Annotated in this window: 28 protein-coding genes; 15 read left to right on the forward strand and 13 right to left on the reverse strand. The window is 71.5% G+C overall.

What is annotated here, in order from left to right; translation table 11 throughout:
* Window positions 1-22: 22 nt before the first annotated feature.
* From FB561_RS24625 to FB561_RS24645, 5 genes are all read right to left on the reverse strand, one after another.
* Window positions 23-1,429, reverse strand: a complete 1,407-nt coding sequence (locus FB561_RS24625; RefSeq protein WP_145810703.1) for a metallopeptidase TldD-related protein — start codon at window positions 1,427-1,429, stop codon at window positions 23-25.
* Window positions 1,426-2,943, reverse strand: a complete 1,518-nt coding sequence (locus tag FB561_RS24630) for a TldD/PmbA family protein (RefSeq protein ID WP_238335036.1) — start codon at window positions 2,941-2,943, stop codon at window positions 1,426-1,428. Before FB561_RS24630 ends, FB561_RS24625 begins: the two co-directional genes overlap by 4 nt.
* A 72-nt stretch (window positions 2,944-3,015) precedes the next feature.
* The gene (locus tag FB561_RS24635) at window positions 3,016-4,041 is read right to left on the reverse strand and encodes an NADPH:quinone reductase (RefSeq protein WP_145810706.1); all 1,026 of its coding nucleotides are present in this window, start codon (window positions 4,039-4,041) and stop codon (window positions 3,016-3,018) included.
* Window positions 4,042-4,158: 117 nt separating this feature from the next.
* On the reverse strand, window positions 4,159-4,656 hold the full coding sequence (locus tag FB561_RS24640; RefSeq protein ID WP_145810708.1) for a phosphatase domain-containing protein: 498 nt from the start codon (window positions 4,654-4,656) through the stop codon (window positions 4,159-4,161).
* On the reverse strand, window positions 4,649-5,203 hold the full coding sequence (locus FB561_RS24645) for a GNAT family N-acetyltransferase (RefSeq protein WP_145810710.1): 555 nt from the start codon (window positions 5,201-5,203) through the stop codon (window positions 4,649-4,651). The genes FB561_RS24640 and FB561_RS24645 overlap by 8 nt, the downstream gene beginning before the upstream one ends.
* A 214-nt stretch (window positions 5,204-5,417) precedes the next feature.
* On the opposite strand from FB561_RS24645, the gene FB561_RS24650 reads away from it, so the two are divergent.
* A complete protein-coding gene (locus tag FB561_RS24650) occupies window positions 5,418-6,542 on the forward strand; it encodes a metallophosphoesterase family protein (RefSeq protein ID WP_145810712.1) in 1,125 nt (374 codons plus the stop codon).
* Entirely contained in the window at window positions 6,539-9,313 is a 2,775-nt protein-coding gene (locus FB561_RS39045) for an AAA family ATPase (RefSeq protein WP_145810714.1), read from the forward strand. Before FB561_RS24650 ends, FB561_RS39045 begins: the two co-directional genes overlap by 4 nt.
* On the opposite strand, the gene FB561_RS24660 is transcribed toward FB561_RS39045, so the two are convergent.
* The 4 genes from FB561_RS24660 to fdhD form a co-directional block, all read right to left on the reverse strand.
* On the reverse strand, window positions 9,310-9,531 hold the full coding sequence (locus FB561_RS24660; protein ID WP_145810716.1) for a hypothetical protein: 222 nt from the start codon (window positions 9,529-9,531) through the stop codon (window positions 9,310-9,312). The two genes, FB561_RS39045 and FB561_RS24660, sit on opposite strands and share 4 nt — an antisense overlap.
* Before the next feature lie 13 nt (window positions 9,532-9,544).
* Window positions 9,545-10,264: an anti-sigma factor gene (locus FB561_RS24665; RefSeq protein WP_145810718.1), complete on the reverse strand. Its 720-nt coding sequence runs from the start codon at window positions 10,262-10,264 to the stop codon at window positions 9,545-9,547.
* Between the two features lie 8 nt (window positions 10,265-10,272).
* Complete coding sequence (locus FB561_RS24670; protein ID WP_145810720.1) at window positions 10,273-10,872, reverse strand: sigma-70 family RNA polymerase sigma factor; 600 nt, start codon at window positions 10,870-10,872, stop codon at window positions 10,273-10,275.
* 67 nt (window positions 10,873-10,939) lie between these two features.
* A complete protein-coding gene (fdhD, locus tag FB561_RS24675) occupies window positions 10,940-11,770 on the reverse strand; it encodes a formate dehydrogenase accessory sulfurtransferase FdhD (protein ID WP_145810722.1) in 831 nt (276 codons plus the stop codon).
* A 97-nt stretch (window positions 11,771-11,867) separates the two neighbouring features.
* On the opposite strand from fdhD, the gene FB561_RS24680 reads away from it, so the two are divergent.
* Window positions 11,868-12,617: a peptide deformylase gene (locus FB561_RS24680; RefSeq protein ID WP_238335037.1), complete on the forward strand. Its 750-nt coding sequence runs from the start codon at window positions 11,868-11,870 to the stop codon at window positions 12,615-12,617.
* On the opposite strand, the gene FB561_RS24685 is transcribed toward FB561_RS24680, so the two are convergent.
* Complete coding sequence (locus FB561_RS24685; RefSeq protein WP_145810724.1) at window positions 12,614-13,594, reverse strand: phosphotransferase family protein; 981 nt, start codon at window positions 13,592-13,594, stop codon at window positions 12,614-12,616. The genes FB561_RS24680 and FB561_RS24685 overlap by 4 nt on opposite strands.
* 170 nt (window positions 13,595-13,764) lie before the next feature.
* Here FB561_RS24685 and FB561_RS24690 point away from each other — a divergent pair, with 170 nt between their 5' ends.
* Window positions 13,765-14,370, forward strand: coding sequence for a trimeric intracellular cation channel family protein (locus FB561_RS24690; RefSeq protein ID WP_145813335.1), 606 nt, complete (start codon window positions 13,765-13,767; stop codon window positions 14,368-14,370).
* 2 nt (window positions 14,371-14,372) lie between these two features.
* On the opposite strand, the gene FB561_RS24695 is transcribed toward FB561_RS24690, so the two are convergent.
* On the reverse strand, window positions 14,373-15,572 hold the full coding sequence (locus tag FB561_RS24695; protein ID WP_145810726.1) for an MFS transporter: 1,200 nt from the start codon (window positions 15,570-15,572) through the stop codon (window positions 14,373-14,375).
* A 46-nt stretch (window positions 15,573-15,618) separates the two neighbouring features.
* Between FB561_RS24695 and FB561_RS24700 the strand changes: the two genes are divergently transcribed.
* The 3 genes from FB561_RS24700 to FB561_RS24710 all read left to right on the forward strand — a co-directional run bounded on the left by FB561_RS24700 (window position 15,619) and on the right by FB561_RS24710 (window position 18,081).
* Window positions 15,619-16,719, forward strand: a complete 1,101-nt coding sequence (locus tag FB561_RS24700; RefSeq protein WP_145810728.1) for a ferrochelatase — start codon at window positions 15,619-15,621, stop codon at window positions 16,717-16,719.
* A complete protein-coding gene (locus tag FB561_RS24705) occupies window positions 16,716-17,516 on the forward strand; it encodes an inositol monophosphatase family protein (protein WP_145810730.1) in 801 nt (266 codons plus the stop codon). The genes FB561_RS24700 and FB561_RS24705 overlap by 4 nt, the downstream gene beginning before the upstream one ends.
* 265 nt (window positions 17,517-17,781) lie before the next feature.
* The gene (locus tag FB561_RS24710; protein WP_145810732.1) at window positions 17,782-18,081 is read left to right on the forward strand and encodes a DUF4193 domain-containing protein; all 300 of its coding nucleotides are present in this window, start codon (window positions 17,782-17,784) and stop codon (window positions 18,079-18,081) included.
* An 84-nt stretch (window positions 18,082-18,165) separates the two neighbouring features.
* Here the strand turns inward: FB561_RS24710 and FB561_RS24715 are convergent, their stop codons facing one another.
* Together FB561_RS24715 and FB561_RS24720 are read right to left on the reverse strand one after the other, a co-directional pair.
* Window positions 18,166-18,474 carry a DUF4235 domain-containing protein gene (locus tag FB561_RS24715; RefSeq protein ID WP_145810735.1) on the reverse strand — a complete coding sequence of 103 codons (309 nt, stop codon included), beginning with the start codon at window positions 18,472-18,474 and terminating at the stop codon, window positions 18,166-18,168.
* A gap of 34 nt (window positions 18,475-18,508) precedes the next feature.
* Window positions 18,509-18,964 carry a DUF3093 domain-containing protein gene (locus FB561_RS24720; RefSeq protein WP_145810737.1) on the reverse strand — a complete coding sequence of 152 codons (456 nt, stop codon included), beginning with the start codon at window positions 18,962-18,964 and terminating at the stop codon, window positions 18,509-18,511.
* Window positions 18,965-19,016: 52 nt separating this feature from the next.
* On the opposite strand from FB561_RS24720, the gene FB561_RS24725 reads away from it, so the two are divergent.
* From FB561_RS24725 to FB561_RS24760, 8 genes are all read left to right on the forward strand, one after another.
* A complete protein-coding gene (locus FB561_RS24725; protein ID WP_202880726.1) occupies window positions 19,017-19,574 on the forward strand; it encodes a PaaI family thioesterase in 558 nt (185 codons plus the stop codon).
* Window positions 19,571-20,023 (forward strand): dUTP diphosphatase, encoded by a 453-nt coding sequence (dut, locus tag FB561_RS24730; protein WP_145810739.1) that lies wholly within the window; start codon window positions 19,571-19,573, stop codon window positions 20,021-20,023. Before FB561_RS24725 ends, dut begins: the two co-directional genes overlap by 4 nt.
* A 97-nt stretch (window positions 20,024-20,120) precedes the next feature.
* Window positions 20,121-20,813 (forward strand): DUF3710 domain-containing protein, encoded by a 693-nt coding sequence (locus tag FB561_RS24735; protein ID WP_145810741.1) that lies wholly within the window; start codon window positions 20,121-20,123, stop codon window positions 20,811-20,813.
* Window positions 20,814-20,867: 54 nt separating this feature from the next.
* The gene (locus FB561_RS24740; protein ID WP_145810743.1) at window positions 20,868-21,257 is read left to right on the forward strand and encodes an OB-fold nucleic acid binding domain-containing protein; all 390 of its coding nucleotides are present in this window, start codon (window positions 20,868-20,870) and stop codon (window positions 21,255-21,257) included.
* The gene (locus tag FB561_RS24745; RefSeq protein ID WP_145810745.1) at window positions 21,250-22,086 is read left to right on the forward strand and encodes a DUF3159 domain-containing protein; all 837 of its coding nucleotides are present in this window, start codon (window positions 21,250-21,252) and stop codon (window positions 22,084-22,086) included. Before FB561_RS24740 ends, FB561_RS24745 begins: the two co-directional genes overlap by 8 nt.
* A gap of 149 nt (window positions 22,087-22,235) precedes the next feature.
* Window positions 22,236-22,808 (forward strand): dienelactone hydrolase family protein, encoded by a 573-nt coding sequence (locus FB561_RS24750; RefSeq protein WP_145810748.1) that lies wholly within the window; start codon window positions 22,236-22,238, stop codon window positions 22,806-22,808.
* Window positions 22,809-22,946: 138 nt separating this feature from the next.
* Complete coding sequence (locus FB561_RS24755; RefSeq protein ID WP_145810750.1) at window positions 22,947-23,312, forward strand: hypothetical protein; 366 nt, start codon at window positions 22,947-22,949, stop codon at window positions 23,310-23,312.
* A 174-nt stretch (window positions 23,313-23,486) separates the two neighbouring features.
* Window positions 23,487-24,464, forward strand: a complete 978-nt coding sequence (locus tag FB561_RS24760; RefSeq protein ID WP_145810752.1) for a helix-turn-helix domain-containing protein — start codon at window positions 23,487-23,489, stop codon at window positions 24,462-24,464.
* Window positions 24,465-24,502 lie beyond the last annotated feature (38 nt).

A 24,502-nucleotide genomic window follows, 5' to 3' on the forward strand; every position in this document is an offset into this window, starting at 1 on the left:
GGACCTTCTTGCGTCGAGAGGATCAGCTGGCCTGGCTCACCGTGGACATGTTGAAGTCCGGGACGAGCAGTGGCGGCGTCGCGGTCCGGGAGAAGTAGTCGCCCCACTCCCGGGAGAACGACGGCACCGTCGCGCCGGCCGCGGTGAACCGGCCGAGCAGGTCGACCGGGCTCTCGTTGAAGCGGAAGTTGTTCACGGCACCGACCACCTCGCCGTTCTCGACCAGGTACACGCCGTCGCGGGTCAGCCCGGTGAGCAGCAGGGTCTGCGGGTCGACGGTGCGGATGTACCACAGGCAGGTCAGCAGTAGGCCGTTGTCGAGCCCGCTCACCAGGTCGTCGACGGACCCGGTCGCGCCCTCCACCGAGACCACGTAGTTGTCGATGGCCGGCGTCACCGCGGTCGCGCCGCTCAGCTCGGCGGTGAACCGGCTGGTCATCAGGTGCTCGAGCTTGCCGGCGCGGATCCAGTCGGTCCCGGACAGCGGCAGCCCGTTGTCGAACACGCTGGCCGATCCGCCGGACGACCGCGCGACCGCGAACGGGAACGTCTCCAGGCCCGTGACGTGCGGGTCGGACCGCAGGCCGACCGGGCGGGTCGACAGCACCTCGCCGACGCGGGTGCCGCCACCCGGCTTCGAGAACACGCTGCGTCCTTCGTGCGCGTCGCGGCCGTCGAGGGTCCAGTACAGGTACGTCATCAAGTCGGCCACGGCCGCCGGCGGAAGGATCGTCGGGTGCCGGCCGGCCTCGACCGAGACGGTCCGGCTCGCCCAGCCGAGGCGCCGGGTGAGCTCGGCGTCGAGCCCGAGCGGGTCGATGTCGGTGAAGTCGCGCGTCGCCGCGCCGACCCACGCGGACTGGCTCTTGTCCGCCGTCTTGCCGGTCTCGCTGACGTGACCGCGTGGCAGGGTGTGCCGCAGTCGCAGCCCGGCCGAGGACCCGACGTACAGGGTGACCACCTCGTGGTCGGCGAAACCGTACAGCCAGCGGTTCTCCTTGGTTGCCCGCTGCAACGTCTCGCCGAGGGCGGGGGCGAAGTCGGCGTACACGGTCACCGAGGTCTCGTCGGGCTCCTCGGCCCAGTCGGCGCCGACCAGGCCGTCGACCAGCGGGCGGGCGTCCTCGGCCGGGCCGGACGCGCGGGCGGCGGCGACCGCGGACGCGACGATCTCGCGCAGGGTCGCGTCGGTCACCGAGGACCGGCTGACCACGCCCGCGGCCGTTCCCTCACCGGCGCCGACCGTCGCGATCACGGTGACGTCGGATCCGCGCATCGCACCGTTCGTGGTCAGCGTGTTGTTGGCCCAGCGCAGGTTCGCGCTCGAGGTCTCGGCGACCAGGACGACGCAGCCGTCGGCCCCTTCGGTCGCGGCGAGGTCGAGGGCGCGCTCGACCGTGTCCTGCGGGGTGAGCTGAATCGCGGTCACCGGCCGGCCTCCTGCGTGGTGTTGAGGATGTTGACGCCGCGGAACAGCGCCGACGGGCAGCCGTGGGTGACCGCGCCGGACTGGGCCGGCTGGGCCTTGCCGCAGTTCAGCGCGCCACCCAGTACGTACGTCTGCGGTCCGCCGACGGCCTCCATCGACCCCCAGAACTCGGTCGTGGTGGCCTGGTACGCGACGTCGCGGAGCTGGCCGTCCAGCTTGCCGTCGGTGATCTTGTAGAAGCGCTGGCCGGTGAACTGGAAGTTGTACCGCTGCATGTCGATCGACCAGGACTTGTCGCCGACGATGTAGATCCCGTTCCGCACCCGGCTGATCAGCTCCTCGGTCGAGGGACCGTTCTCGGCCGGCTGCAGGGAGACGTTCGCCATCCGCTGGATCGGGATGTGGCCGGCCGAGTCGGCGTAGGCGCAGCCGTTCGACCGGGGTGTCCCGAGCACGTCCTCGTTGACCTTCGCCATCCGGCGGTCCACCTGGTACCCGACCAGGACGCCGTCCTTGACCAGGTCCCACTGCTGCCCGGCGACGCCCTCGTCGTCGTACCCGACCGTGGACAGGCCGTGGTCGGCCACGCGGTCACCGGTGACGTGCATGACGGGGGAGCCGTACTGCAGGGTGCCGAGCTTGTCGAGGGTGGCGAAGCTGGTCCCCGCGTAGTTCGCCTCGTACCCGAGGGCGCGGTCCAGCTCGGTGGCGTGGCCGATCGACTCGTGGATCGTCAGCCACAGGTTGGTCGGGTCGACGACCAGGTCGTACCGGCCCGGCTCGACGCTCGGCGCGGCCATCTTCTCGGCGAGCCAGCCGGGGATCGCGGCGAGCTCCTCGTCCCAGTCCCAGCCGGTCCCGGTCAGGTACTCCCAGCCGCGGCCGGCCGGCGGTGCGCAACTCGCCATCGAGTCGAACCGCCCGGTCTCGGCATCGACGGCGACCGCCTGGATCTCCGGGCCGATCCGCACCCGCTGCTGCGTGTACGACGTGCCCTTGGAGTTCGCGTAGTACTTGCACTCGTGGACGGTGGCCACGGACGCGGTCACGTGGTCGACCCCGGCGGCGGAGAGCAGCCGGTGGGAGTAGTCGGTGAGCAGCGCGACCTTGTCCGCCCGCGGCACGCTCTGTGGGTCCACGTCGTACGCCGACACCCAGGTGACGGCGTCGTACACGGGCTCGTCGGCCAGCTCGATCCGCTCGCTGTTGATCGGCCGGGAGACCTGGGCGAGGTTGACCGCCTGCTCGGCGACCCGGATCGCCTCGTCGGTGGTCAGCGCGACCCCGGCGGCGAAGCCCCACGTCCCGTCGTGGATCACCCGGACCGCGAGACCGAGGTCCTCGTCGTCACGCGCGGACTCCAGCACGCCGTCGCGCAACGAGATCGACTCCGACCGGATCCGCTCGAGCCGGAACTCGGCGAACTCGGCGCCCAGGTCCCGGGCCCGGCGCAACGCGGCCTCGGCCAGTTCCCGGCGGGGAAGAGCAAGGAAGGAAGCATCGACTTCAGGCACGAGTTCGACCTTAGCCCGTGCCCCGGACAGATCGGAGCGGACCCGCGAACCCTGCCGCGGACCGCGTGATCCCTACAGCTCGGCGATCTTCAGCAGGACCTTCCCGGTGGCTCCGCACTCGACCGCGCGGTGGGCTTCGGCGGCCTGGTCGAGGGAGTAGTAGTGCAGGGGGAGACCGGCTGCTTCGCCAACCGGGAGAGCGCCCGCGGCGATGGCCGCGTTGAGGTCCTCGGCGGCCGCGGTGAGCTTGTCCCAGCCGACGCTGTACAGCAGGACGAACTGGTACCGGGCGTTGAGGCCCATGTTCTGGCGGACGTTCGGGGCGAACGGCGCGTCGCCGTCGTTGGCGTAGATCGCGATCGTGCCGCGTGGCTTGAGGACGGCGAGGTCGAGCGCGCTGTTGCGGCCGGCCGCGACCTCGACGATCAGGTCGACCCCGCCGGGAGCGAACCCGCGGATCTGCTCGGCCGCGTCGTCGTCGCGGTAGTTCACGACGTGGTGAGCGCCCGCGGCCTTGGCGTAGTCCGACTTCGGCGGGCCGCTGACCGTGGTGACGACGGTCGCGCCGGCCCAGCGCGCGAGCTGGATCGCGGCGTGCCCGACCGCGCCCGCGCCACCGGCGACGAGGACGACCTTGCCGTCGAACGCGCCAGGGGCGATCCGCGTCGGCAGGTCCTCGCCGACCGTCAACGCGCGATGCGCCGTGATCCCGGGAACTCCGGTACTCGCGCCGAGATCGAAGCCGGCGCCTTCGGGGAGCGGGAAGACGCGTCCTGCCGGGACCACGGTGTACTCCTGCGCGGTCCCACTGGCGGGACGTTCGTGGGCCGCGAGCGTCACCCAGACACGGTCACCCACCGACAGGCCTTCCACGTCGGGGCCGACCGCGTCGACGATGCCGGCGCCGTCCTGGTTCGGGACCGAGACGGGGATGTCGCCCTCGCCGTACAGGCCGCTGCGGGCCTTCCAGTCCGTCGGGTTCACGCCCGAGACCGCGATCCGGAGGCGAACCTCACCGGCCGCCGGTTCGCCGAGGTCGAGGTCGGTGAGGCGGAGGACGTCCGCGGTCCCTTGCTCGCTGTGCACTACGGCCTTCATCGGTACTCCTCGTCAGATCGAGAGCGTGTACCTGGTGACAACCGCGGCCGGTCCGCCAACCTTCCCGGAACCGCGAGGACTCTGCTGCTGAGCACGACCCGGCCTACGTGCAGGTCGTCAGGTGCGGCCTTCGGTTTCCTGGGCGTCGAAGAGGGTCGGCTGGGTCTCCGGGTCGAGTCCCCAGTCGGCTCGCAGGACCGTGAAGCCGGCCTTCTCGGCCGCGTCGCAGACCCGGACGTCGTCGTCGACGAGCACGGCGACCGGGCGTTCCGCGCGGAGCGCCTTCAGCCGGTACAGCTTCATCACCGCGGACGGCCGCCGGTCGGTGTTGCCGCGCAGGAAGATCCGGCCCTCCGGGAAGCCGTTGTCCTTCAGCCATTTCACCGTGTCCCGGCGCAACCGCTCGGGCCGCCCGCTCAGGTAGACGATCTCGTGCGTCTCGGCCAGCGTGGTCGCGACCGCGAGCCCTTCGTCGAGGACGGCGTCCTCCTTGGCGTGGGCGAAGAACGCGTTCCAGTCCTTCGGCCGCCGGTCCAGGAAGTGGATCCGCCGGCTCGTGTCGGACAACGTCGCGTCGATGTCCAGGACGGCGTACGGCGGCTTGGCGTCAGGCACGACTCCCAGCTAACCAGGTCGCGCGGTCGACGGCGTACTCGACCTCGCCGTGCTCGGTGCCCGGCAGCGGGTCCTCGAAGGCGACGTGGAAGACCCGGACGAACCGCAGCCCGGACTTCACCATCACCCGCCGGGACCTGGTGTTCACCGCCATCGTGTCCGCGACCACCCGCTCGGCCCCGTCGTCGAACGCCTTCGCGATCAGCGCCCTGGTGCCCTCGCTCGCGTAGCCACGTCCCCAGACCTCACGCCGCAGCCGGTACCCGACGCCGAGCTCTCCGGCCGTCGCGGTCGGCTGCAGACCGAACCAGCCCGCGAACTCCCCGGACGCCTTCTCGTGCGCCGCGAACGTCCCCAGCCCCGGGTGCCGTGCGTACACCGCCAGCATCCCCGGCAGGATCTTCTGCTCGATCTCGCCCCGCGGCGTCGGCGTACCGGTCAGGTACCGCATCACCTCGATGTCGGAGTCCAGCTCCACCAGCAGTTCCGCATCGCCTCCGGTGAAGCGGCGCAGCACCAGCCGCTCGGTCTCCAGGACGATCTCCATGCCGCCGATCCTGGGCGATCCCGCGGCCGGGCGGCAACGGGTTTAGAGGTCGACGTGCAGGCGGTCGCGCTCGGCCTGGTGACCCAGGTGGTGCGCTTCAGGGAGGAGACCGGACCGGAAAGTTCCGAATGCGTGTTCGGATGCCGGGCGGTTACGCGTTGTAGGTGTGTTGGGTTGGGCGGTTGTCGGTGCCTCAGGTTAGGTTTCTCGCGCGATGGAGATCACGTTTCTGCACAGCTCGGACTGGCAGCTGGGGATGATGCGCCGGTTCCTGGGCCCGGACGGTCAGGCCCGGTGGGGTCAGGCGCGGCTGGACGCGGTGGCACGGATCGGCGAGGTGGCGCGCGAGACCGGGGCCGCGTTCGTCGTCGTGACCGGGGACGTGTTCGAGCACAACCAGGTCGAGCGGCAGACGATCCTGCGCGCGTGCGAGGCGCTGAAGCGGATCGAGGTCCCGGTCGTCCTGCTGCCGGGCAACCACGACGCGCTCGAGCCGGGCTCGCTCTGGACGTCGGCGCAGTGGACCGGGCACAAGCCGGAGCACGTCACCGTGCTGACCGGGTCCGAGCCGCTGGAGATCGTGCCCGGCGTGGAGCTCGTCGGAGCCCCGTGGCGCTCCCGGCGACCGCTGTCCGATCCCGCGGCGCCGGGGTACGCCGAGCTGTCGGCGGCGCCGGCCGGGACGGTGCGGATCCTGCTCGCCCACGGTCAGCTGACCAGCCTGAGCGGTGGGATGTCGGACGTGCCGACGATCGACCAGGCGGCGCTCGAGGCCGCGGTCGCCGACGGGCGGCTGCACTACGTCGGGCTGGGTGACCGGCACTCGACGACCGAGGTGACCGAGCGGATCTGGTTCTCCGGGACGCAGGAGGTGACCGCGCCCGAGGAGACGCATCCGGGCAACGTGCTCGCCGTGACGCTGACCGACACCGCGATCACGGTCGAGCCGCGGCGGGTCGGCGCCTGGCACATGGTCGAGCACCACGTCGAGCTGGACGACGAGGAGTCGCTGACCGCGTTGGAGGACTGGTTCGCCGAGCTCCCGGACAAGGAGCGGACGTACGTCCGGCTCGCCGCCGACGGGTCGTTGCCGTTGCCGCTGCTGAGCCGGCTGGACGCGATGGTCGACGCGCAGGGCGAGGTGTTCGCCAGCGTGGAGCGGTGGGCCAAGTTCTGGACCGTCCGGCCCGCGCCGGACGCGGCCGACCTGGACGCGTTGCAGCTGAGCGGACCGGCGCGGGCCGCGATGGAGGAGCTGCGGCAGGCGCTGGCTTCCGGTGACGACGGGGCCGGGGCCGCGTTGACGTTGATGCACCGATTGGCGCGGGACGCGGGATGAGGCTGCACAGGTTGACGCTGCGGAACTTCCGTGGCGTGCAGGACCGTACTGTCCAGCTGCCCTCGATCGGGACCACGGTCGTCGTCGGCGACAACGAGGTCGGCAAGTCCAGCCTGGTCGAGGCGTTCGGGCTGGTCTTCGATCTGCCGGACGACTCGAAGTCCAAGCGGATCGTGGACATCCAGCCGGTCGGCCACGACGTCGGTCCCGAGGTGACCGCGGAGCTGACCCTGGGTGGCCGCGAGCTGACCTACACCAAGCGCTGGCTGAAGGACCGCTCCACCGAGCTCACCGTCGTCGAGAGCGACGGCCGCCGGACGTCCTGGACCGGCCGCGAGGCGCACAACGAGGCCGAGCGGCTGTTCGCCGAGCACGTCGACCCGGTGCTCTGGCAGACCTTGATGGTGAGCCAGGGCCAGTCGTTGGTGCTGCCGACCCCGGCCGACGCCGAGCCGCTGATCACCGCGGTCACGGCCGAGTCCGGCACTCCCGTGGACGGCGCGTCGATGCCGTTGGTGAGCGCGGTCGAGCACGAGTACCTGCGGTACTGGACGCCGCGTGGCCGGCCCACCGGGGAGTACGCGAAGTCGGCGCACGCGGTCGAGGCGGCCGAGCTGGTCCGCGCCCAGGCGGTCAAGGCGATGGAGGAGGTGCAGGCCGACATCCGTCGCGCCGAGCGGCTCACCCTGGACCTGGACGACCTGAGCACCCGGCTGGCCGAGCACCTGAAGTCGGTCGAGGAGCTGCGCGAGCGGAAGAAGGCGACCGACGAGATCCTGCTCCGCCGGGACTCGGTCCGCGCGCGGGCGGAGACGGCGCGGGCCCGGCTGGAGAACCACACCCGGACCAGGGTCGAGCGGGAGCGGTTGCTCGCGGACGTCGAGCGGTTCACCCAGGCCGCGGCCGAGTTCGCGGACCGCCGGATCGACGCGGAGACCGTGGCGAAGAAGGCGGCCGAGACCGTGCACGCCGCGGAGACTGCGCTGGCCGAGGTCGTCGAGCTGAAGGACGCCCGCCGCGCCGAGGTGCAGACCGCGGAGCAGAAGGTCGCCGAGCTGACCGACCGGGCCGAGCTGGACCGGTTGCTGGGGCTGCAGACCGAGCTGGTCGAGGTCCGGTCCCGGATCGCGGCCGCGTCCGCGGTGCTCGACGGGATCCGGGTCACCGACGAGATCGTGACCGACCTGGAGGACGCGCGCGCCAAGGTGGTCGAGGCCCGCGCGGCACTCGCGGCCGGCGTCCCGGACGTGCACGTACGCCGGGTCGGGGCCGAGGTGGTCGCGTTGTCGGGCACCGGCCTGGACGGCGGGGGATCACCGGTGCCCGCGGAGCTCGACGAAGGCGCCGAGGTGTCGCTCCTGGTCTCCGGCGAGCTCGTCGTCGGCGTACCGGGGCAGGTCGAGGTCACCGTCCGCGCGGGAGGTGAGGCGGCGACGCTGCGCTCCTTGGTGGACGAGGCGGTGCGCCGTGAGAAGGACCTGCTGAAGCGCGCCGGTGTACGGGATCTGCCGGCGGCGCGGGAGTTGCTCCGCAAGGGCGAGAAGTCATCGGCGGAGTTGCAGGAGGCGCGGCGGACCGAGCGGTCGCTGACGTCCGGGGGAGACCCGGGTGAGCGGATCGCGGTGCTGTGCGCGCGGCTCGGGATCACGGACTCCGAGCCCGAGGAGGAGGAAGAGCCACCGGCCAAGGGCAAGCAGCCGATCGTCGAGGACGTGCCTGGGCAGATGTCGCTGTTCGAGGAGTTCGAGGAGGACACCTTCGACTTCGACGACCTGGTGATCCCGGCCGCCGCGGCCCCGGGGGACCTGGCCGGTGCGCAGCTGCTGCTGGAGGGCGCGCGGACCGAGTTCGCGACCGCCGAGCGGTTGCTGGCGGACGCGGAGTTCGCGGCGGCTCAGGCGCGGAAGGCCGCCGACGAGGACCGGTCCGAGGCGCAGCAGGCCCGGGCGCGGGCGGAGCTGGCGGCCGAGCGGGTCGCCGCTGCCGAGGAGGCGCTGGACGCCGCACGGACGGTACTGCCGGACGACCAGGTCGAGGCCGAGGAAGAGAAGGCCACGGCCGACGTCGAGACCGTGCTGGACGAGCTGACCGTCGTGCAGGAGCAGGCCGATGCCGCCGGTGCCGACGAGGTCGCGGGTGATCTGGCGGACGCGCTGGCCGTGGCCGGCCGGCTGCAGGGCGAGCGGGACACCTTGCGGGATTCGCTGCGGACGACCGAGGGCCGGCTGGAGCAGTCCGGGCGCGACGGGCTGGCGACCCGGCAGGACACGGCCGAGTTGGAGCTGGCGGCACTGCGCGCGGAGTACGAGGGCCTGAACCGTCGTGCGGACGCGGCCCGGCGGGTGCACGAGACGCTGGGCCGGCATCGGGCGGAAGCACAGACGAAATACGCCGAGCCGTTGCAGACGCGGATCGAGGCGCTCGGCCGGAGCGTGTACGGACCGACCTTCCGGGTGTGGCTGGACGACGACCTGGCCGTCGCCGAGCGGGAGCTGGAGGGCGCGCGGCTCCGGGTCGAGGCGCTGTCGACGGGTGCTCAGGAGCAGCTGGCGATCATCACCCGGCTCGCGATCAGCCACCTGGTCAGTACCGGCGACAACAGCGTCCCGGTCATCTTCGACGACGCCCTCGGCTGGTCCGACAAGGGCCGCCTCCGCGACATGGGCGCCCTGCTCGGCCGGGCCGGCGACCACGGTCAGGTCATCATCCTGACCTGCATGCCGGAACGCTACGAGTACGTCCCCCGCGCCACCTTCATCAAGCTGGGTTAGAGGTCGTCGGGGGAGCCCTGCTGGGCCTTGCGGTCAGCCGCTGACTGCTGTTCCTGGTGGGTCGCGTAGGCGGTCGTGTGGTACGCCTCGTTGTACGCGGCCATGGCTCCGCCGAGGGCTGCTCCGGCGGTGCCGCGGCGGCGGGACCAGGCTGCCAGGAGGGTGAAGACCCCGATGGTGGCCGCCAGGCCCGCCAGCGCGATCAGGTACGGAAGCATGCTCCGAGCGTAGTCACGCCATGGCGATGAGCGCGGCCGGTGGGAAGGTCGGGCTGGTCGCACCCGGGGCGTTCTCCACGGTGATGCCGAGGGCGACCTTGTTGGCGAGGCCGCCCTGGATGACCGTCGTGGTCTCCGGTCCGGCCAGGCCGACCGAGTGCGGGGTGTTCGACCGGTCCATCAGCCAGAGCTGGTACGTCTTCCCGTCGGGCAGCGCCCGCAGCCCGTGCAGCAGGACGATCGCGCGATCCTGGCTCGGCGACATCACGATCGTCGCGCGGCCACCGCCCTCGACCGCGTCCCGTGCCGTCTTCGCGTCCGGCTGGGCGAGCAGGGCGGCGAGCTCCTCGTTCTGCCGCTCGGTCCGCTGGTTCTCGCGGTACTGGTCGATCGCGATCCCGCCGGCGCCCGCGACCGCGAGACCGGCCGCGGCGAGCGAGAAGAACGAGCGCCGGCTCATCCGGCTCTTCTTCACCTTGAGCGGTTCGGCCGAGCGCAGTACCGGCGGCAACTGCCGGGTGGTCGCGACCTCGGCCAGGACCCGGGCCTTCAGGGCCGGCGGAGGTGGCGTACCGACCGCGGTGCCGAGCTTGGTGCTCGCTTCCCGCAGTTCGGCGACCTCGGCACTGCAGGCGGCGCAGTCGGCGAGGTGCGCCTCGAACTCGATCCGCTCGTCCTCGGGCAGAGCGTTCAGCACGTACGGTCCGGTCAACGCGTGCACGTCCGGTGTCATCGTCCCCCTCACCTCCCCGTCACTCCCAGGCAGTCGCGCAACCGGATCAACCCGTCCCGCATCCGCGCCTTGATCGTCGCCAGCTTCGCGTCCAGCAGTTCGGCCACCTCGCGGTACGAGTATCCGCCGTAGTAGGCCAGCGTCACCGACTCCCGTTGCAGCTCGGTCAACGCGGACAGGCAGTGCCGGACCTGCTCCACCTCCAGATTCGTGGTGACCGCCTCGGCCACCTCGTCGTACTCCGGGCTCGCGGAGGCGGCCGCGACCGCCTGCTCCCGGTCGGTCGCGGACTGCTCGGAGCGGACCCGGTCGATCGCCCGCCGATGCGCCATCGTGAGAATCCACGAGGTCGGCGAGCCACGGTCGGCGTCGTACCGGGTGGCGGTCCGCCAGACCTCGACCATCACCTCCTGGGTGACCTCCTCGGACTGGGCCGGATTCCGGAGCACCCGCCGGATCAGGCCGTACACCCGCGGCACCATCTGGTCGTACAGCTGGCTGAACGCGTCCGAGTCGCCCCGCGCGACCCGCGCCATCAGGTCCACGGGCGTACTGCCGCCCGGCCCGACCGCCACGGGCCACGGCAAGGCCGTCGACTCCTCGCTCACAGGCGCATCCTCTTCGATCGCTCGATCAGTACGCCTCCCCTTCGGAGCCGCGGCCCGGGCGGATGGGTCAGCCGTGGAGTACCCGTTCCGGCGCCGCGTAGACGACGCACCGGTCCGGCCGGGTGAAGCCGACCAGGGTGACGCCGAACCGCCGGGCCAGGTCGACCGCGAGGCTGGACGGCGCACCGACCGCGACGATCATGCCGAGGCCCGCGGCGACCGCCTTCTGGACGATCTCGTACCCCGCGCGGCCGCTGACCGCGAGCACCAGACCGCTCCGGGTCTGCTGGTTCAGCACGGTCCAGCCGACCACCTTGTCGACCGCGTTGTGCCGGCCGACGTCCTCCTTCACGATCACCCGGTCGCCCGTCGCCGTGAACAACCCGGCCGCGTGCAACCCGCCGGTCCGCCCGAACGTCGGCTGGGCCTCGCGGAGCAGGTCGGGCAACCGGCGGACCACGTCCACGGGGACCTGGACCGGGTCGACCGGGGCGTAGTCGCGCTCGGCGAGTTCGTCGAGGCTCTGCTGACCGCAGACGCCGCACGCGGCCGACGTCACGCCGTACCGCTGGGGTGGTTCGCGGTCCGGGGGTCCGTCGAAAGTGACCGTGACGGTGTTGAACTGCTGCTCCCTGGTCAGCTTCACATCGGTGCAGTAGGCAACGGTCCGGATCGCGTCCGGGCGGACCGCGAAGCCCTCGCCGAGACAGAAGCCGGCCGCGAGCTCGAAGTCCGAACCAGGTGTCCGCATCGTCACCACCAGCGGCTCGGCCGGGCGGCCGGGCCACTCCAGCCGGAGCTCCAGCGGTTCCTCGGTCACCACGACGTCCTCGCGCCGGGACGTGCGCTCACCGTCGAGCACCTCGACCTTGAACCTGGTGACCGGCCCTCTGCTCATACCGCCAATCTATGTCAGCCCTCCGCGAGGCGCCGCCGCTCCGGACCTACCTGGTCCCGAGAATGGGGTGACCGCCCAGCCGACGGACGGAGGAGACGTGCGCATCACCAGGCGTACCCTGCTGGCCGGCACGGCGACCGCCCCGCTGACCGGACTGCTCAGCCCTCGAGGAGTGACCCAAGGAGTGACACCGCAGACGATGACTGGCGCGACGACGATCAAGGACGCGATCACCGGTTTGCTCGACAAGTACGGCGACGAGGACGGGGTGGCGCCGATCGTCTCGCTCGGTGATCCGGTGCTCCGGCAGCCGGCCGCGTTGTACGACGGCCAGGTGGACGACCAGGTACTGAGCGAGTTCGTGGCGTTGCTGCGCCGGACGATGCTGACGGCGCCCGGGGTCGGAGGCGCGGCGCCCCAGGTCGGGATCCCGATCCAGGTCGCCGTGCTCGAGGATCCGGCGCCCGTGTCGGCCGAGGTGGCCGAGGCGCGGCAGCGGTACCCGCTGGAGTTCTTCGCCGTGGTCAACCCGGAGTACGCGGCACTGGACGGACGGCGGCGTGGCTTCTTCGAAGGCTGCCTGAGCATGCCCGGGTACACCGGCGTCGTGAACCGTCATCTCGCGGTCGAGGCGACGTACTTCGATCCGGCCGGCACACCACAACGGCGGGAGCTGACTGGCTGGCAGGCGCGGATCTTCCAGCACGAGACCGACCACCTGGGCGGCACCGTGTACGTCGACAAGGTGGAGACCCGCTCGCTCTGCACGACGCAGAACTACCTGGACCACTGGGACGCCCCGGTCCCGGCCAGAGCCGCCGAGGTCCTCGGCTTCGAGCTCGCCTAGCACCAGCCTCGACGGGCGGCGAGCCAGTCGAGGAAGGTCCACGCGTACAGGCGTTGGTGGCGCCGTAGTTCCGGCGTACAGCCGCGCGGTGGTGGGGCGTCGAGGTCGCTCAGCATGTAGGCGGCGATGACCGCGGCGAAGCAGTCCAGGTCGTCGGCCGGGACATCCGCGGTCAACGGGCTGCGCCGGATCGCGGCGGCCGTGTCGATGCCGTGGTGCTGCGCGATCGGCAGCAGGCCGGCCCAGTCGAGCCAGGCCGGTCCGAGCGCGAGCCAGTTCCAGTCGACGGTCCAGCACCGACCGGCCGGGTCGATCAGCAGGTTGTCGGGCCGCAGGTCGTTGTGCGTCGCCGAGTCACCGGCCAATGCCACGGGGTACCGGCTCACCAGGTCCGCGAACTCGGGGATCGCGCCCTCCAACCACGGCTGGAAGCCGGTCGGCAACGGCCGGTCACCGCTGCGTACCTGCTCTGGCACCCGGACCTCGTCGCCCACGACGGCGCTGAACAGCTTCAACCCGGGCAGCGGTGACGGGGTGAGCGCGGACGCCATCGTCTCGCAGGTCGCGGTGACGGCCGCGAAGTCGTCGGCGGTCCACGGTGACCCGGGCATCCGGCCGTCGATCCGTGCCGAGATCACCGCGAACCAGCGGGTCTCGTCGTCGGCGGCGTGGGCGGTCGCGACGATCTCGGGGACCCGGATCGCGCTCGGCAGCTGGGGCACGATCTCGGCCTCGCGCTGGTACGCGCGGTAGGCGTGCAGCGACTCGGGAGCGGCCTTGACGAAGACCTCCCGGCCGTCCGCCAGCGTGACCGCGGCCGCGAACCCGCCGGTGAACCCGGACCCGACCGGTGGCCCGGCAGTGCGGATCTCGGTGCCAAGGGCAACGACCAGGGAGCGCCGGAGTACCTCGGGCAGGGTGCGCCAGGACGGACGTGCCGAGGTGTTGGCGTAGTCGACGACGGGTGGTCCGGCCATGCGCAGACGGTAGTTGCAACGAGCCCGTTCACGCGCGCTCTTTTCGGTGCCATCGCGCACGAGCCCGTGAACTCGGCCGAGCCGGAGCCCTCCAGGTTGCTGTCTCGAAGGGCGAGGCCGCACCGGGGGAGCGGCCGGCCAGCGGTTACCGTGCGGCCGTGGACGGTTCGATGGCGCTGCACGTGTTCGACCTGGTCGGGATCTTCGTCTTCGGGATCACCGGGGCCCTGGTCGGGGTCCGGAAGAACCTCGACGTGTTCGGCATCCTGGTGCTGTCCCTGGTCACCGGGCTCGGTGGCGGCTTCCTGCGGGACGTCCTGATCGGGGCGACGCCACCGGCCGCGCTGCAGGACTGGCGGTACCTGGTGGTCCCCGTCGTGGCCGGGCTGGTGACGTTCTTCCTGCATCCCCGGATCGGCCGGGTCGAGCGGCTGGTGAACATCTTCGACGCCGCCGGGCTGGCCCTGTTCTGCGTGATCGGGGCCCGCAAGGCGCTCGAGGTCGGGCTGTCGCCGTTGTCGGCCGCGATGCTCGGCACCATCTCCGGGATCGGCGGCGGCGTCATCCGCGACGTCCTGTCCGGCCGCGTCCCGGTGGTACTGCGGTCCGAGATCTACGCCACCCCGGCCTTCCTCGGCGCCGGCATCGTGGTGCTCGCCTCGGCGTTCGACTACGACGCGCTCTGGGTACCGTTCGCGGCCGCGGTGGTCTGCTTCCTGATCCGCCTCGTCGCCATCCGCCGCGGCTGGAACGCCCCGCTGCCGCGGACCACCTGACGTCAGTTGTGGGCGAACCGGGTCTTCGGCCGGGCGAAGGCGATCGAGACGGCGGCGACGACGGCACAGGCGATCCCGATGACGGCCGGCACCCAGTACGCCTTGGAAGCGCCCCACAGGTCGACGGCGTGGCCGGCGGCCGCGTTGCCCGGGGCGACGCCGAGCAGGATGCCGGTCACGGTCCAGGTGATCGCCTCGGTCAGTCGTTGCGGTGGGACCCACTCCTCGACGCAGGCGGTGACCGCGACCATCGTCGGCGCGATCGTCAGACCGGCGCAGAACAACACGATGCCGAGGACCAGGATGTTCGGCACGAAGGGCAACGGGAACAACGCGATCGCCAGCGCGACGGCGCCGATCAGCAGCCGCCGCTCGACCGGCGCGCGCCAGTGCACCGAGCCGTACCAGAGACCCGCCAGCAACGACCCGAACGCCCAGACGGCCAGCACGACGCCCGACATCCCGGGCCGACCCTCGGCCGCGGTGAACGCGATCGTGACCACCTCGGCGCTGCCGAGCGCGGCCCCGAGACCGAGGCCGATCAGGCTGAGCAGCATCAGCGACAACCAGGGGAGTGGGGCCTGCTCGGACCCGCTCGCCCGGCCGCGTCCGGGCGGGTCCGAGGCCCGCAGCAGCGCCAGCCAGATACCGCCGGCCAGGCCGAGGACGCCGGCCGACGCGAGCGCGGCGTACGGGCTGACCTGGGTGGCCAGGAACGTGACCAGGACCGGGCCGACGATGAAGACGACCTCGTCGCCGACCGCCTCCAGCGCGAACGCGGTCTGCAGCGCCCGGCCGCGGCCGAGCAGGTGGGTCCACCGGGCCCGGACGAACGAGCCGACCTGGGGACGGGTGCCGCCGGCAACGAACGAGAGGACGTAGAGCACCCAGGCCGCCGCGTCGGCACGGACCGCGACGAGCAGACCGCCGAGCGCGACGGTACAGACCACGCTGCCGAGCAGGATCAGCGTGCGCTGGCCGAACCGGTCGACCAGCCGGCCCTGGATCGGCCCGGTCAGCGCACCCGCGACGACCGCGACCCCGGACACCGCGCCGGCCAGCCCGTACGAGCCGCTCTCCTGGGCGATCAGGATGACCAGGCCGAGACCGATCATCGAGATCGGCATACGCCCGAGGACCCCGGCGGCGCAGAACGCGGCGGCACCGGGACGGCGCATGAGGTGGACGTAGGGCTTCAGCATGGGGGACCGTGCACACCGTATCTGCCCGGCCTGAGAACATCGTCGTATGCCCCACCCCGTGTCGCCTGATCCTTCCCCCTACGACGCCGTCCTGCTGTTGTCCTTCGGTGGTCCCGAGAAACCCGAGGACGTGCTGCCGTTCCTGCAGAACGTGACCCGCGGCCGTGGCATCCCGGACGAGCGGCTCAAGGAGGTCGGCGAGCACTACTACGGATTCGGCGGCAAGAGCCCGATCAACGACCAGAACCGGGCCCTGCTCGCGGCCCTGCGGGAGTCGTTCGCGGACACCGGCCTGGACCTGCCGATCTACTGGGGCAACCGGAACTGGGCGCCGTACCTGACCGACACGATTCGCGAGATGACCGAGGACGGGGTCCAGCGGGCCGTGGTGATCGTGACCAGCGCGTACCCGTCGTACTCCGGCTGCCGGCAGTACCGGGAGAATCTCGCCGACGCGGCCGCGCAGGTCGAGGGGGCGCCGCGGATCGACAAGCTGCGCCACTACGCGAACCACCCGAGCTTCGTCGCGTCGTTCGTGGAGTCGACCGCCGAGGCGCTGAGCCGGCTGCCGGAGGGATCCGCGATCGCGTACGTGACGCACTCGATCCCGACCGCGATGAACGAGACCAGCGGCCCGGACGGCAACGCGTACGTGGGCTGGCACCTGGACGTGGCGGCCGAGATCAGCGCCGAGCTGGAGCGCCGGACCGGGACCACCCGGCGGACCGACCTGGTGTACTGCTCGCGGTCCGGCCCGCCGCGGGTGCCGTGGCTCGAGCCGGACGTGAACGACCACCTGGAGGAGCTGGCCGCGGCCGGTGTCCCCGGTGTCGCGGTAGTCCCGATCGGGTTCGTCAGCGACCACATGGAGGTCATCTACGACCTCGACACCGAGGCCGCGGCGACCGCGGACAAGCTGGGCCTGCCGATGGCCCGCGCCGCGACGCCGGGGACCGACCCGAAGTTCGTCACGATGCTGCGCGACCTGGTGATCGAGCGGGCCGCGGCCGAGCGCGGCGACCAGCCGGAGCGGCCCTGCGTCGGCAAGCTCGGCCCGGGCTGGGACGACTGCCGCCCCGACTGCTGCCCAGCCCTGCGCCGCCCGGACCGGACGGCACCCACGACCACCGAGAAGGAAACCGCATGAGCGACGACAACGCCCAGGACCTGCTGAAGCTGGCCGTCGAGGTGGCGAACGAGGCCGCCCAGCTGATCGTGGAGCGCCGCCGCGGCACCATCACCGTGGCCGACACCAAGAGCACGGTGACCGACGTGGTCACCGCGGTCGACCGCGAGTCCGAGGAGCTGATCCGGGCCCGGATCCTGCAGGCCCGGCCGGACGACTCGTTCCTCGGCGAGGAGGGTGACGACGTGCTCGGCACCAGCGGGGTGCGCTGGGTGGTCGACCCGATCGACGGCACGGTCAACTACCTTTACGACCACCCGACCTACGCGGTCTCCATCGCGGTCGAGTCCGCGGGGCGCACGGTGGCCGGGGTGGTCGTGGACGCGCCCAAGGGCGAGGTGTTCACGGCGACGCTGGGCGGCGGGGCGTACCTGGACGGCAAGCCGATCGAGGTGTCCGGCTGTACCGAGCTGAGTACCGCCCTGGTCGGGACCGGCTTCGGCTACGACCCGGTCCGGCGCAAGACCCAGGCCGAGGTGGTGCTGGACCTGATCACCCAGGTCCGCGACATCCGCCGGATCGGCGTCGGCGCCATCGACCTGTGCTACGTCGCCTGCGGGCGGCTGGACGCGGTGTACGAGCGCGGCCTGAACCCGTGGGACTACGGCGCCGGCGCGCTGATCGCCGCGGAGGCCGGGGCGACGGTCGGCGGTCTGCACGGCGAGCCGGTCTCGCCGGAGATGTCCATCGCGGCGACACCAGCCGTCTTCGGCCCGTTGCACGACGCGTTGGCGGCGGCCAACCCGCTGCGGGACTGAAGATGCTCGTTAGTGCTCATATCGCGCACTAACGAGCAATTCATTGTTCGGTCCTGACTCAATCTGCGACACGCGGGCCAGAAGGTGGACCCCGGCGCGCGCGAAGCCCGGTCGATAGGGCACAATCCCGTCCTCGGGACCGGCATTGAGGCCGATCCCAGCCTCGCTGTCAAGGGTTTCGCAGGACCGGGAATTTCTCGGCCGCTCTACCCGTTCATGGGCTCAGCAAGGCAACACCACGGGTACGAAGAGGGCAGGGAACACCATGGCGACTGACTACGACGCCCCGCGCAAGACGGATGAGGACTCCAACGAGGAGTCGATCGAGGAACTGAAGACTCGCCGTCACGACAAGAACTCCGGCAAGGTCGACGAGGACGAGGCCGAGGCGGCGGAGAGCTTCGAGCTGCCCGGCGCGGATCTCAGCCACGAGGAGCTCGCAGTGCGCGTGCTCCCGCGTCAGGCCGACGAGTTCACCTGTTCGAGCTGCTTCCTGGTGCACCACCGCAGCCAGCTCGCGACCACGAAGAACGGCCAGCTGATCTGCCGCGACTGCGCTGCCTGACCTCGGCGAACGCACTCGCGCCCTGCTCGGCTGAGTCGTACCACTTGGGACCGTCCCCTGTCCGGGGGCGGTCCCGTGGTCGTTTCAGGCCTTGACGACGTCCTTCGCCTCGGCCTTCACGGCCTCCTTCTCGTACCCGGGCGGCAGGTGCCCGGTCGACTTCAGGTAGTACTGGGCGGCGCGCTGCTCGGCGAACCGCTTGGCGGCCGCCGCCGCGGCACCGCTGGCCACCGCCCAGCTGACCACCTCGACGTAGCCGGCCTTGTTGCCCTTCGGCGGATCGCCGCCGGACCCGAGCTTCCAGGCCGTCGTGACCGCCTTGTTGGCGACCAGGCCGACCACCATCGTGAACACGGCCAGCACGAGCTTCCAGCCGATCTTGGCTCCGATCACCACTGCCTCCTCGTTGCCGCGAGCGGTCCCTTGCTCAGGATCTTGCCACGCTGTCGCCGGTCAGCGCCGCAGCCAGCCGGTCCGGGTGCCGCGTGGCGATCAGCCAGTACGGCGCGGGGTCCTGCGGATCGGTGATCCGGACCCGGACCGCGCCCGGCAGGTAGCTGCGCAGGACGAGATACGCGGACGGGTCGCAGTCCCGGCCGAACGCGTACTTCACCGCGTCGCCGGTCAGCGCCTCCACCTCGCCCAGGTATGCCCGCTCGATCGACGCCCGCCCGGCCCGCAGACTGCCCTCGTCCACCTGGACCTGCGCCCCGCCGTACCGGACGAAGGCGACGATCAGCAGGGTGGCGGCGATGCCTGCGACGAGGAAGCCGGCCAGCTGGCCCGCAGGGACGGCGGTGATCACGTACAGCGTCAGGACGGCGAGCGCGGCGATGATCCACCAGCGCACCGGCACGCTCAGTCGTTCCCGGTAGGTCGGCACGGCACCAGCCTGGCACGGACCCCGCCGGAGCGCGTCGGTAGGGTCGCCTCTCGTGATCGAGCCACCGAGCCGGACGGCGAACCCGCAACACGAGCTGGAACCGCCGGTGCGCGACCCGGACGCTCCCGCGCCGGGGACCATGCTCCCGTCCCACTACGAGAACTGCGTGGCGTGCGGGCCGTCCCACCCGACCGGACTGCGGCTGGTGTCGACGGCCGGGCCGGACGTCACCATCACCGGCGAGTTCACCGTCACCGCGGACCACCAGGGCGCCCCGGGCCTGGCCCACGGCGGCGTCCTCGCGCTGGCGCTGGACGAGACACTCGGCGGGCTCGCCTGGCTGCTGCGCCGGCCGATGGTGACCGGGCGGCTCGAGACCGACTACATCCGGCCGGTACCGGTCGGGACCACGCTGTCGCTGCAGGCCCGGTGTCTCGGGTTCGCCGGGCGGCGGATGTACGCCAAGGCGGTCGGCCGGTTGGGCGGGCCCGACGGCAGTGTGGCGTTGCGGGCGAGCGCGGTGTTCGTCGTGGTCCCACCCGAGCACTTCATCGAGCACGGCACCGACATGACGGCCGACCAGGTCCACGACTACGAGGTGAATCCATGACCGAGGTACTGATCCAGCGGCTCGACCCGGACCTGCCGGTCCCGGCGTACGCGCATCCGGGCGATGCCGGCGCGGACCTGGTGACGACGAGTGACGTGACGCTGAAGCCGGGGGAGCGGGCGCTGGTCGGCACCGGGATCGCGATCGCGTTGCAGGACGGGTACGCCGCGTTCGTGCATCCGCGGTCCGGGCTGGCCGCCAAACACGGGGTGTCGATCGTGAACGCGCCGGGCACCGTCGACGCGGGCTACCGTGGCGAGATCAAGGTGTGCCTGGTCAACCTCGACCCCGCGACCGAGGTGACGTTGCACCGGGGCGACCGGATCGCGCAGCTGGTGATCCAGCGGGTGGAGAAGGCGCGGTTCGTCGAGGTGACCACGTTGCCGGGGTCCGCGCGGGGCGACGGCGGGTACGGCTCGACCGGCGGTTTCGGCGGTGTGACACGCTGACCGGGTACCGCGCTTTGACCTGCGGAATGAGCGAGACTACGGCGGGTTCGTACCGCCGCACCGATCTGATTGACGATCCAGGAAGTAGGCAAGAGCAGTGATCTTCCGCCGCAAGGCCAAGAACGAGGACACCGGGTCGGCAGCGGCCGAGGCGGCCGAGCAGACCACCGCCGACGAGGTCGCGGCCGACGCGGCCGAGGACGACCAGACCGGCGCCGAGCGCGGCCACGGGCCGTACGACGTCACCGAGGTGGACGAGGCCACGCTGGAGGCCGAGGACCGGATCGATCTCGGCGCGCTGGTGATCACCGGGCTGCCGGGGATGGAGCTGCGGCTGCAGGTCGACGAGCAGAGCGGCGACGTCCAGGCGATCCTGCTGGTGCTGGAGGACTCCGCGCTGGAGCTGCGCGCGTTCGCGGCGCCGCGGACGGCCGGCATCTGGTCCGAGGTGCGGCGCGAGATCGCCGCCGAGGCGACCCGGATGGGCGGCACGGCGTCCGAGACCGAGGGCCCGTTCGGGACCGAGCTGGTGCTGGTCGTGCCGGTGCAGGACCCGGAGGGCCAGATCTTCAGCCAGACCTCACGGGTGATCGGCGTCGACGGTCCGCGCTGGCTGCTGCGCGCCACCGTGCTCGGCCGGGCCGCGGTCGAGCCGGACGCCGCGCCGCCGATGGAGGAGGCGCTGCGCAACGTGGTCGTGGTCCGTGGCTCCGAGCCGATGGCGCCGCGCGAATCGCTGGCACTGCGGCTCCCGCCGGGCGCCCAGCCCGCCACCGAGGAAGAGGCCTGAGTCCGGTGCGTGCGGACGGCTTCGGACCCGTGCCGAGCGGATTACACTGACGGCATGGGTAGCGACAAACCCGCGGGGCTGCTGCGACGCGCGTTCCGCGGCCTGGCCGGCGACCAGGACCGCCAGGACGCCGAGGTGCTGCAGGACTTCGCGCACGACTGTGGGGCGCGCTCGATCACGGGGTGCCACGACCGCGAGCTGGTCACGTTGTACGGCACGCTGCGGACGATCACCTTCAGCCCGCGCGGCGGCGTCCCGGCGCTCGAGGGCGAGCTGTACGACGGGACCGGCACGGTGAAGCTGATCTGGCTGGGACGGCGCAAGATCGCCGGCATCCACCCCGGATCGGAGCTGATCGCCTCCGGGCGGATCGGCATCGTGGACGGCGACCGGGTGATGTTCAACCCGCGCTACGAGCTCCGTCCGACGGCCGCGCATGGCTGAGCCGCGCCGCGACTCCGGGGTCGACGACAGCGTCGACCCGACCCTCGGGGAGCACCTCGAGGACCGGATGGCCGAAGTGCTGCGTCCCGAGCTCGAGGACTTCGAGCGGCAGGCCGCGTCCGCCGGTGCGCGGCCGGAGACCGACGAGCCGCCGGCGGCGGCCGAGGCGAAGCCGCAGACCACGGACAAGGACTTCTTCCGCGCGCTCGGTGGCTGGGGCGCGCTGCTCGACATCGGTCTGCCGTGGATCGCGTTCCTGATCGTCTACGGCGTCTCCGACCACGACCTGCAGCTCGCGTTGATCGTCGCGATCGCCTGCGCGGCTGCGGTCGCCGCGCTCCGGCTGATCCGCCGGCAGCCGCTGCGCAACGTGCTCGGTGGCTTCATCGGCGTCCTCATCTCGGCCTGGGTGGCGAACCGCAGCGGCCGCGCCGAGGACGTCTACCTGCCCGGCCTGCTGACGAACCTCGGGTACGGCCTGCTGTACGGGCTGACGGTCGTCTTCCGGTGGCCGTTGTTCGGGGTGATCTACGGCCTGGTCACGCAGACCGGGACGGCGTGGCGCAAGGACCCGGCGATGTTGCGCGGCTTCACCCGGGCGACCGCCGTGTTCGCCGGTCTCTTCGTGGTCCGGCTGCTCGTCCAGGTCCCGCTGTACCTGACGGGAAGCCTGAACGCCCTGGGCATCGCCAAGGTCGGCATGGGCCTGCCGTTGTACGCGCTGGCGCTCTGGCTGGCGTACGCGGTGCTCCGCGGCTCGCTTCCACCGGAGAAGTGGGACGAGGCGCGCGACCACGTCACGCACCTGTTGCGCGGCGGCAAGAAGTAACCAGACGCAGGACCTGAGCCCTCGGCGGATCCGACCGCCGGGGGCTCACGTCTGTCCGGTCCGAATGCGCGTGGCCCTATTGATCCAGATCCATGGATCGTTCTAGAGTTCTGGATCATCAGCTGGATCCCAGAACAGGAGTCGTTGTGATGTCCGAGGTCGTCTTGTTCCACCACGCCCAGGGCCTGACCCCCGGTGTCGTCGCCATCGCGGACGAGTTGCGCCGCGCGGGACACACCGTGCACACGCCCGACTCGTACGACGGGCGGACCTTCGAGACCCTCGAGGAGGGCATCGGGTACGCCAAGGAGGTCGGCTTCGGCACGATCGGCGAACGCGCGCTCGCCGCCGCGAAGGGCCTGCCCGAGGAGCTGGTGTACATCGGGATCTCGCTCGGCGTGATGCCCGCGCAGCAGTTGGCCCAGACCCGGCCCGGCGCCCGGAGCGCGGTGCTGCTGGAGGCGTGCGTCCCGCCGGCGGAGTTCGGTTCCGGCTGGCCCGAGGGCGTCCCGGTCCAGGTGCACGGGATGGACGCGGACCCGTTCTTCGCCGGCGAGGGCGACATCGACGCGGCCCGGGAACTGGTCAAGGAGGCCGCCGACGGGGAGCTCTTCGTGTACCCGGGGGACCGGCACCTCTTCGTGGACAGCTCGCTCTCGACGTACGACGCGGAGGCCGCCACCCTGGCCGTCCGGCGCATCGTGGACTTCCTGTCCCGCTAGCGAGGTGGCCTGGTCGTCCGGCCACAGATCTGTCGGGCCCTGTCGCCGAGGTCGGTATCACGACAGGTGCAGGACAGCGGTGACAGCGAGTCTGTGCGGAGGTGAGACAGCCCAAGCAGTTCGAGAATCGGGAGTGAGATGCGAAAGTACGTGCGGCTTGCCGCCTCCTTTGTGGGGGCGGTGGGAGCGTCAGCCGCAGTGCTGACACCGATCAACGCGACGGCCGGGGTGACGGCCTATGACTGCCCGGCCGACGCGCTCGGTTGCCTGTACGACTACGCCAACGGCACCGGCGACCGCTACGTGGTTCGGTCGTACGGCGAGTACGACCTTCCGTACGGCTGGAAGGACAGGGTCAGCTCCGTGGTCAGTCTGAAGGGCAACCTCACGCTCTGGAACTGGAATGCGACGTATCGGAGATACGACAGGATCTATTACCTGGGCCGCTGGGACTACCCGGGCGCCGTCAACACGGCCGACCGCATCCGGGTTCTTCGCTACTAGTGCCTCTTGCTGGTCCATCCCCTCCTGCTCCTTGGCCGGATCCGATCGGCGCGGGGGTTTCGCGGTCCGGTGCACAGGGCGTAGGTTTCGTACCCCGGGTCAGACAGCGGCCCACACCCTTTGCGCACGTCGTCACTCGCCTGACGACGCTGCTTGCCGTGGAGTGGGGGCGGGATGGACGCCATCCTTTTCGAGAGCGACGATCTCGACCGGACCGAGGAGTTCCTGAGCGCTGCGTACACGAAGGTCCGGATCGGCAGCGACGCGGCCGACAGCCCGACCCGGATCCGCAGGGAGCAGCTGGGGCCGGTCACGGTCGATTCGGTGGACATCGGGTTCGAGCTCAGCTACGTGGCCGCGCCGATGACCAAGGTCTGTCTGTGCGGAGTGGAGTCCGGCACCATCCGGGACCACGCCACCGACGGGTGGACGGACTCCTTCGGGCCGGGGGACATGGTGTCCCTCGTCCCGCCGGAGCGTCCGTACTCCGGGCGCGTCGACAACGCCCGGTACTCGATCGTGCTGTTCGACCCTGAGCTGCTCGACCGGGTCGCGGAGCCGGCCGGGGACGGCGCCGGCGCAGCGATCCAGCTGCTCGGCCATCGCCCGGTCTCGGCCGCCGCCGGGCGGCAGTTGCGGAGCACGATCCGGTTCGTCAGCGAGCAGATCCTCGACCAGCCGGAGATCCGGACCGAGCCGCTGATCGTGTCGAACGCTGCCCAGTTGCTGGCCGCGAGCGTGCTCACCGCGTTCGGGAGTACCGCGGCCACGGAGCCGACGATCGAGGACCGGCACGACGCGCGTCCCGCGACGCTGCGCCGTGCCATCGCGTTCCTGGAGGAGAACCCGCGGCGTGACATCGCGGCGACCGACATCGCCGACGCGGCCGGGGTGACGTTGCGGGCGGTCCAGATCGCGTTCCGGCGGCACCTCGACACGACGCCGATGGGGTACCTGCGCCGGCTCCGACTGGCCGAGGCGCACCGCGAGCTCGTCGCGGCCGACCCCGGCGCCGAGACCGTCGCCGGGATCGGGGCGCGCTGGGGCTTCTGCCACGCCGGCCGCTTCGCCGCGGAGTACCGCTCGGCGTACGGCCGCCAGCCGAGCGCCTCCCTCAGCGGCGAGACCAGCCGCCGCCCCGCGAGAGCGTGAGACGGCCGGTCCCCGCAGCAGAGTAGGCCGCGGTGGGG

The organism is Kribbella amoyensis (assembly GCF_007828865.1).
In the GTDB taxonomy this organism is placed as follows: domain Bacteria; phylum Actinomycetota; class Actinomycetes; order Propionibacteriales; family Kribbellaceae; genus Kribbella; species Kribbella amoyensis.

Bases quoted from the DNA above. Each gene is read 5' to 3' on its own strand.
- FB561_RS24685 (WP_145810724.1), bottom strand. From the start codon at position 13,594: ATGGCCGGACCACCCGTCGTCGACTACGCCAACACCTCGGCACGTCCG.
- FB561_RS24755 (WP_145810750.1), top strand. From the start codon at position 22,947: ATGCGAAAGTACGTGCGGCTTGCCGCCTCCTTTGTGGGGGCGGTGGGA.
- FB561_RS24740 (WP_145810743.1), top strand. From the start codon at position 20,868: ATGGGTAGCGACAAACCCGCGGGGCTGCTGCGACGCGCGTTCCGCGGC.
- FB561_RS24700 (WP_145810728.1), top strand. From the start codon at position 15,619: ATGCCCCACCCCGTGTCGCCTGATCCTTCCCCCTACGACGCCGTCCTG.
- FB561_RS24650 (WP_145810712.1), top strand. From the start codon at position 5,418: ATGGAGATCACGTTTCTGCACAGCTCGGACTGGCAGCTGGGGATGATG.
- FB561_RS24750 (WP_145810748.1), top strand. From the start codon at position 22,236: ATGTCCGAGGTCGTCTTGTTCCACCACGCCCAGGGCCTGACCCCCGGT.
- FB561_RS24665 (WP_145810718.1), bottom strand. From the start codon at position 10,264: ATGACACCGGACGTGCACGCGTTGACCGGACCGTACGTGCTGAACGCT.
- FB561_RS24645 (WP_145810710.1), bottom strand. From the start codon at position 5,203: ATGGAGATCGTCCTGGAGACCGAGCGGCTGGTGCTGCGCCGCTTCACC.
- FB561_RS39045 (WP_145810714.1), top strand. From the start codon at position 6,539: ATGAGGCTGCACAGGTTGACGCTGCGGAACTTCCGTGGCGTGCAGGAC.
- FB561_RS24695 (WP_145810726.1), bottom strand. From the start codon at position 15,572: ATGCTGAAGCCCTACGTCCACCTCATGCGCCGTCCCGGTGCCGCCGCG.
- fdhD (WP_145810722.1), bottom strand. From the start codon at position 11,770: ATGAGCAGAGGGCCGGTCACCAGGTTCAAGGTCGAGGTGCTCGACGGT.
- FB561_RS24705 (WP_145810730.1), top strand. From the start codon at position 16,716: ATGAGCGACGACAACGCCCAGGACCTGCTGAAGCTGGCCGTCGAGGTG.
- dut (WP_145810739.1), top strand. From the start codon at position 19,571: ATGACCGAGGTACTGATCCAGCGGCTCGACCCGGACCTGCCGGTCCCG.
- FB561_RS24690 (WP_145813335.1), top strand. From the start codon at position 13,765: ATGGCGCTGCACGTGTTCGACCTGGTCGGGATCTTCGTCTTCGGGATC.
- FB561_RS24660 (WP_145810716.1), bottom strand. From the start codon at position 9,531: ATGCTTCCGTACCTGATCGCGCTGGCGGGCCTGGCGGCCACCATCGGG.
- FB561_RS24635 (WP_145810706.1), bottom strand. From the start codon at position 4,041: ATGAAGGCCGTAGTGCACAGCGAGCAAGGGACCGCGGACGTCCTCCGC.
- FB561_RS24710 (WP_145810732.1), top strand. From the start codon at position 17,782: ATGGCGACTGACTACGACGCCCCGCGCAAGACGGATGAGGACTCCAAC.
- FB561_RS24760 (WP_145810752.1), top strand. From the start codon at position 23,487: ATGGACGCCATCCTTTTCGAGAGCGACGATCTCGACCGGACCGAGGAG.
- FB561_RS24745 (WP_145810745.1), top strand. From the start codon at position 21,250: ATGGCTGAGCCGCGCCGCGACTCCGGGGTCGACGACAGCGTCGACCCG.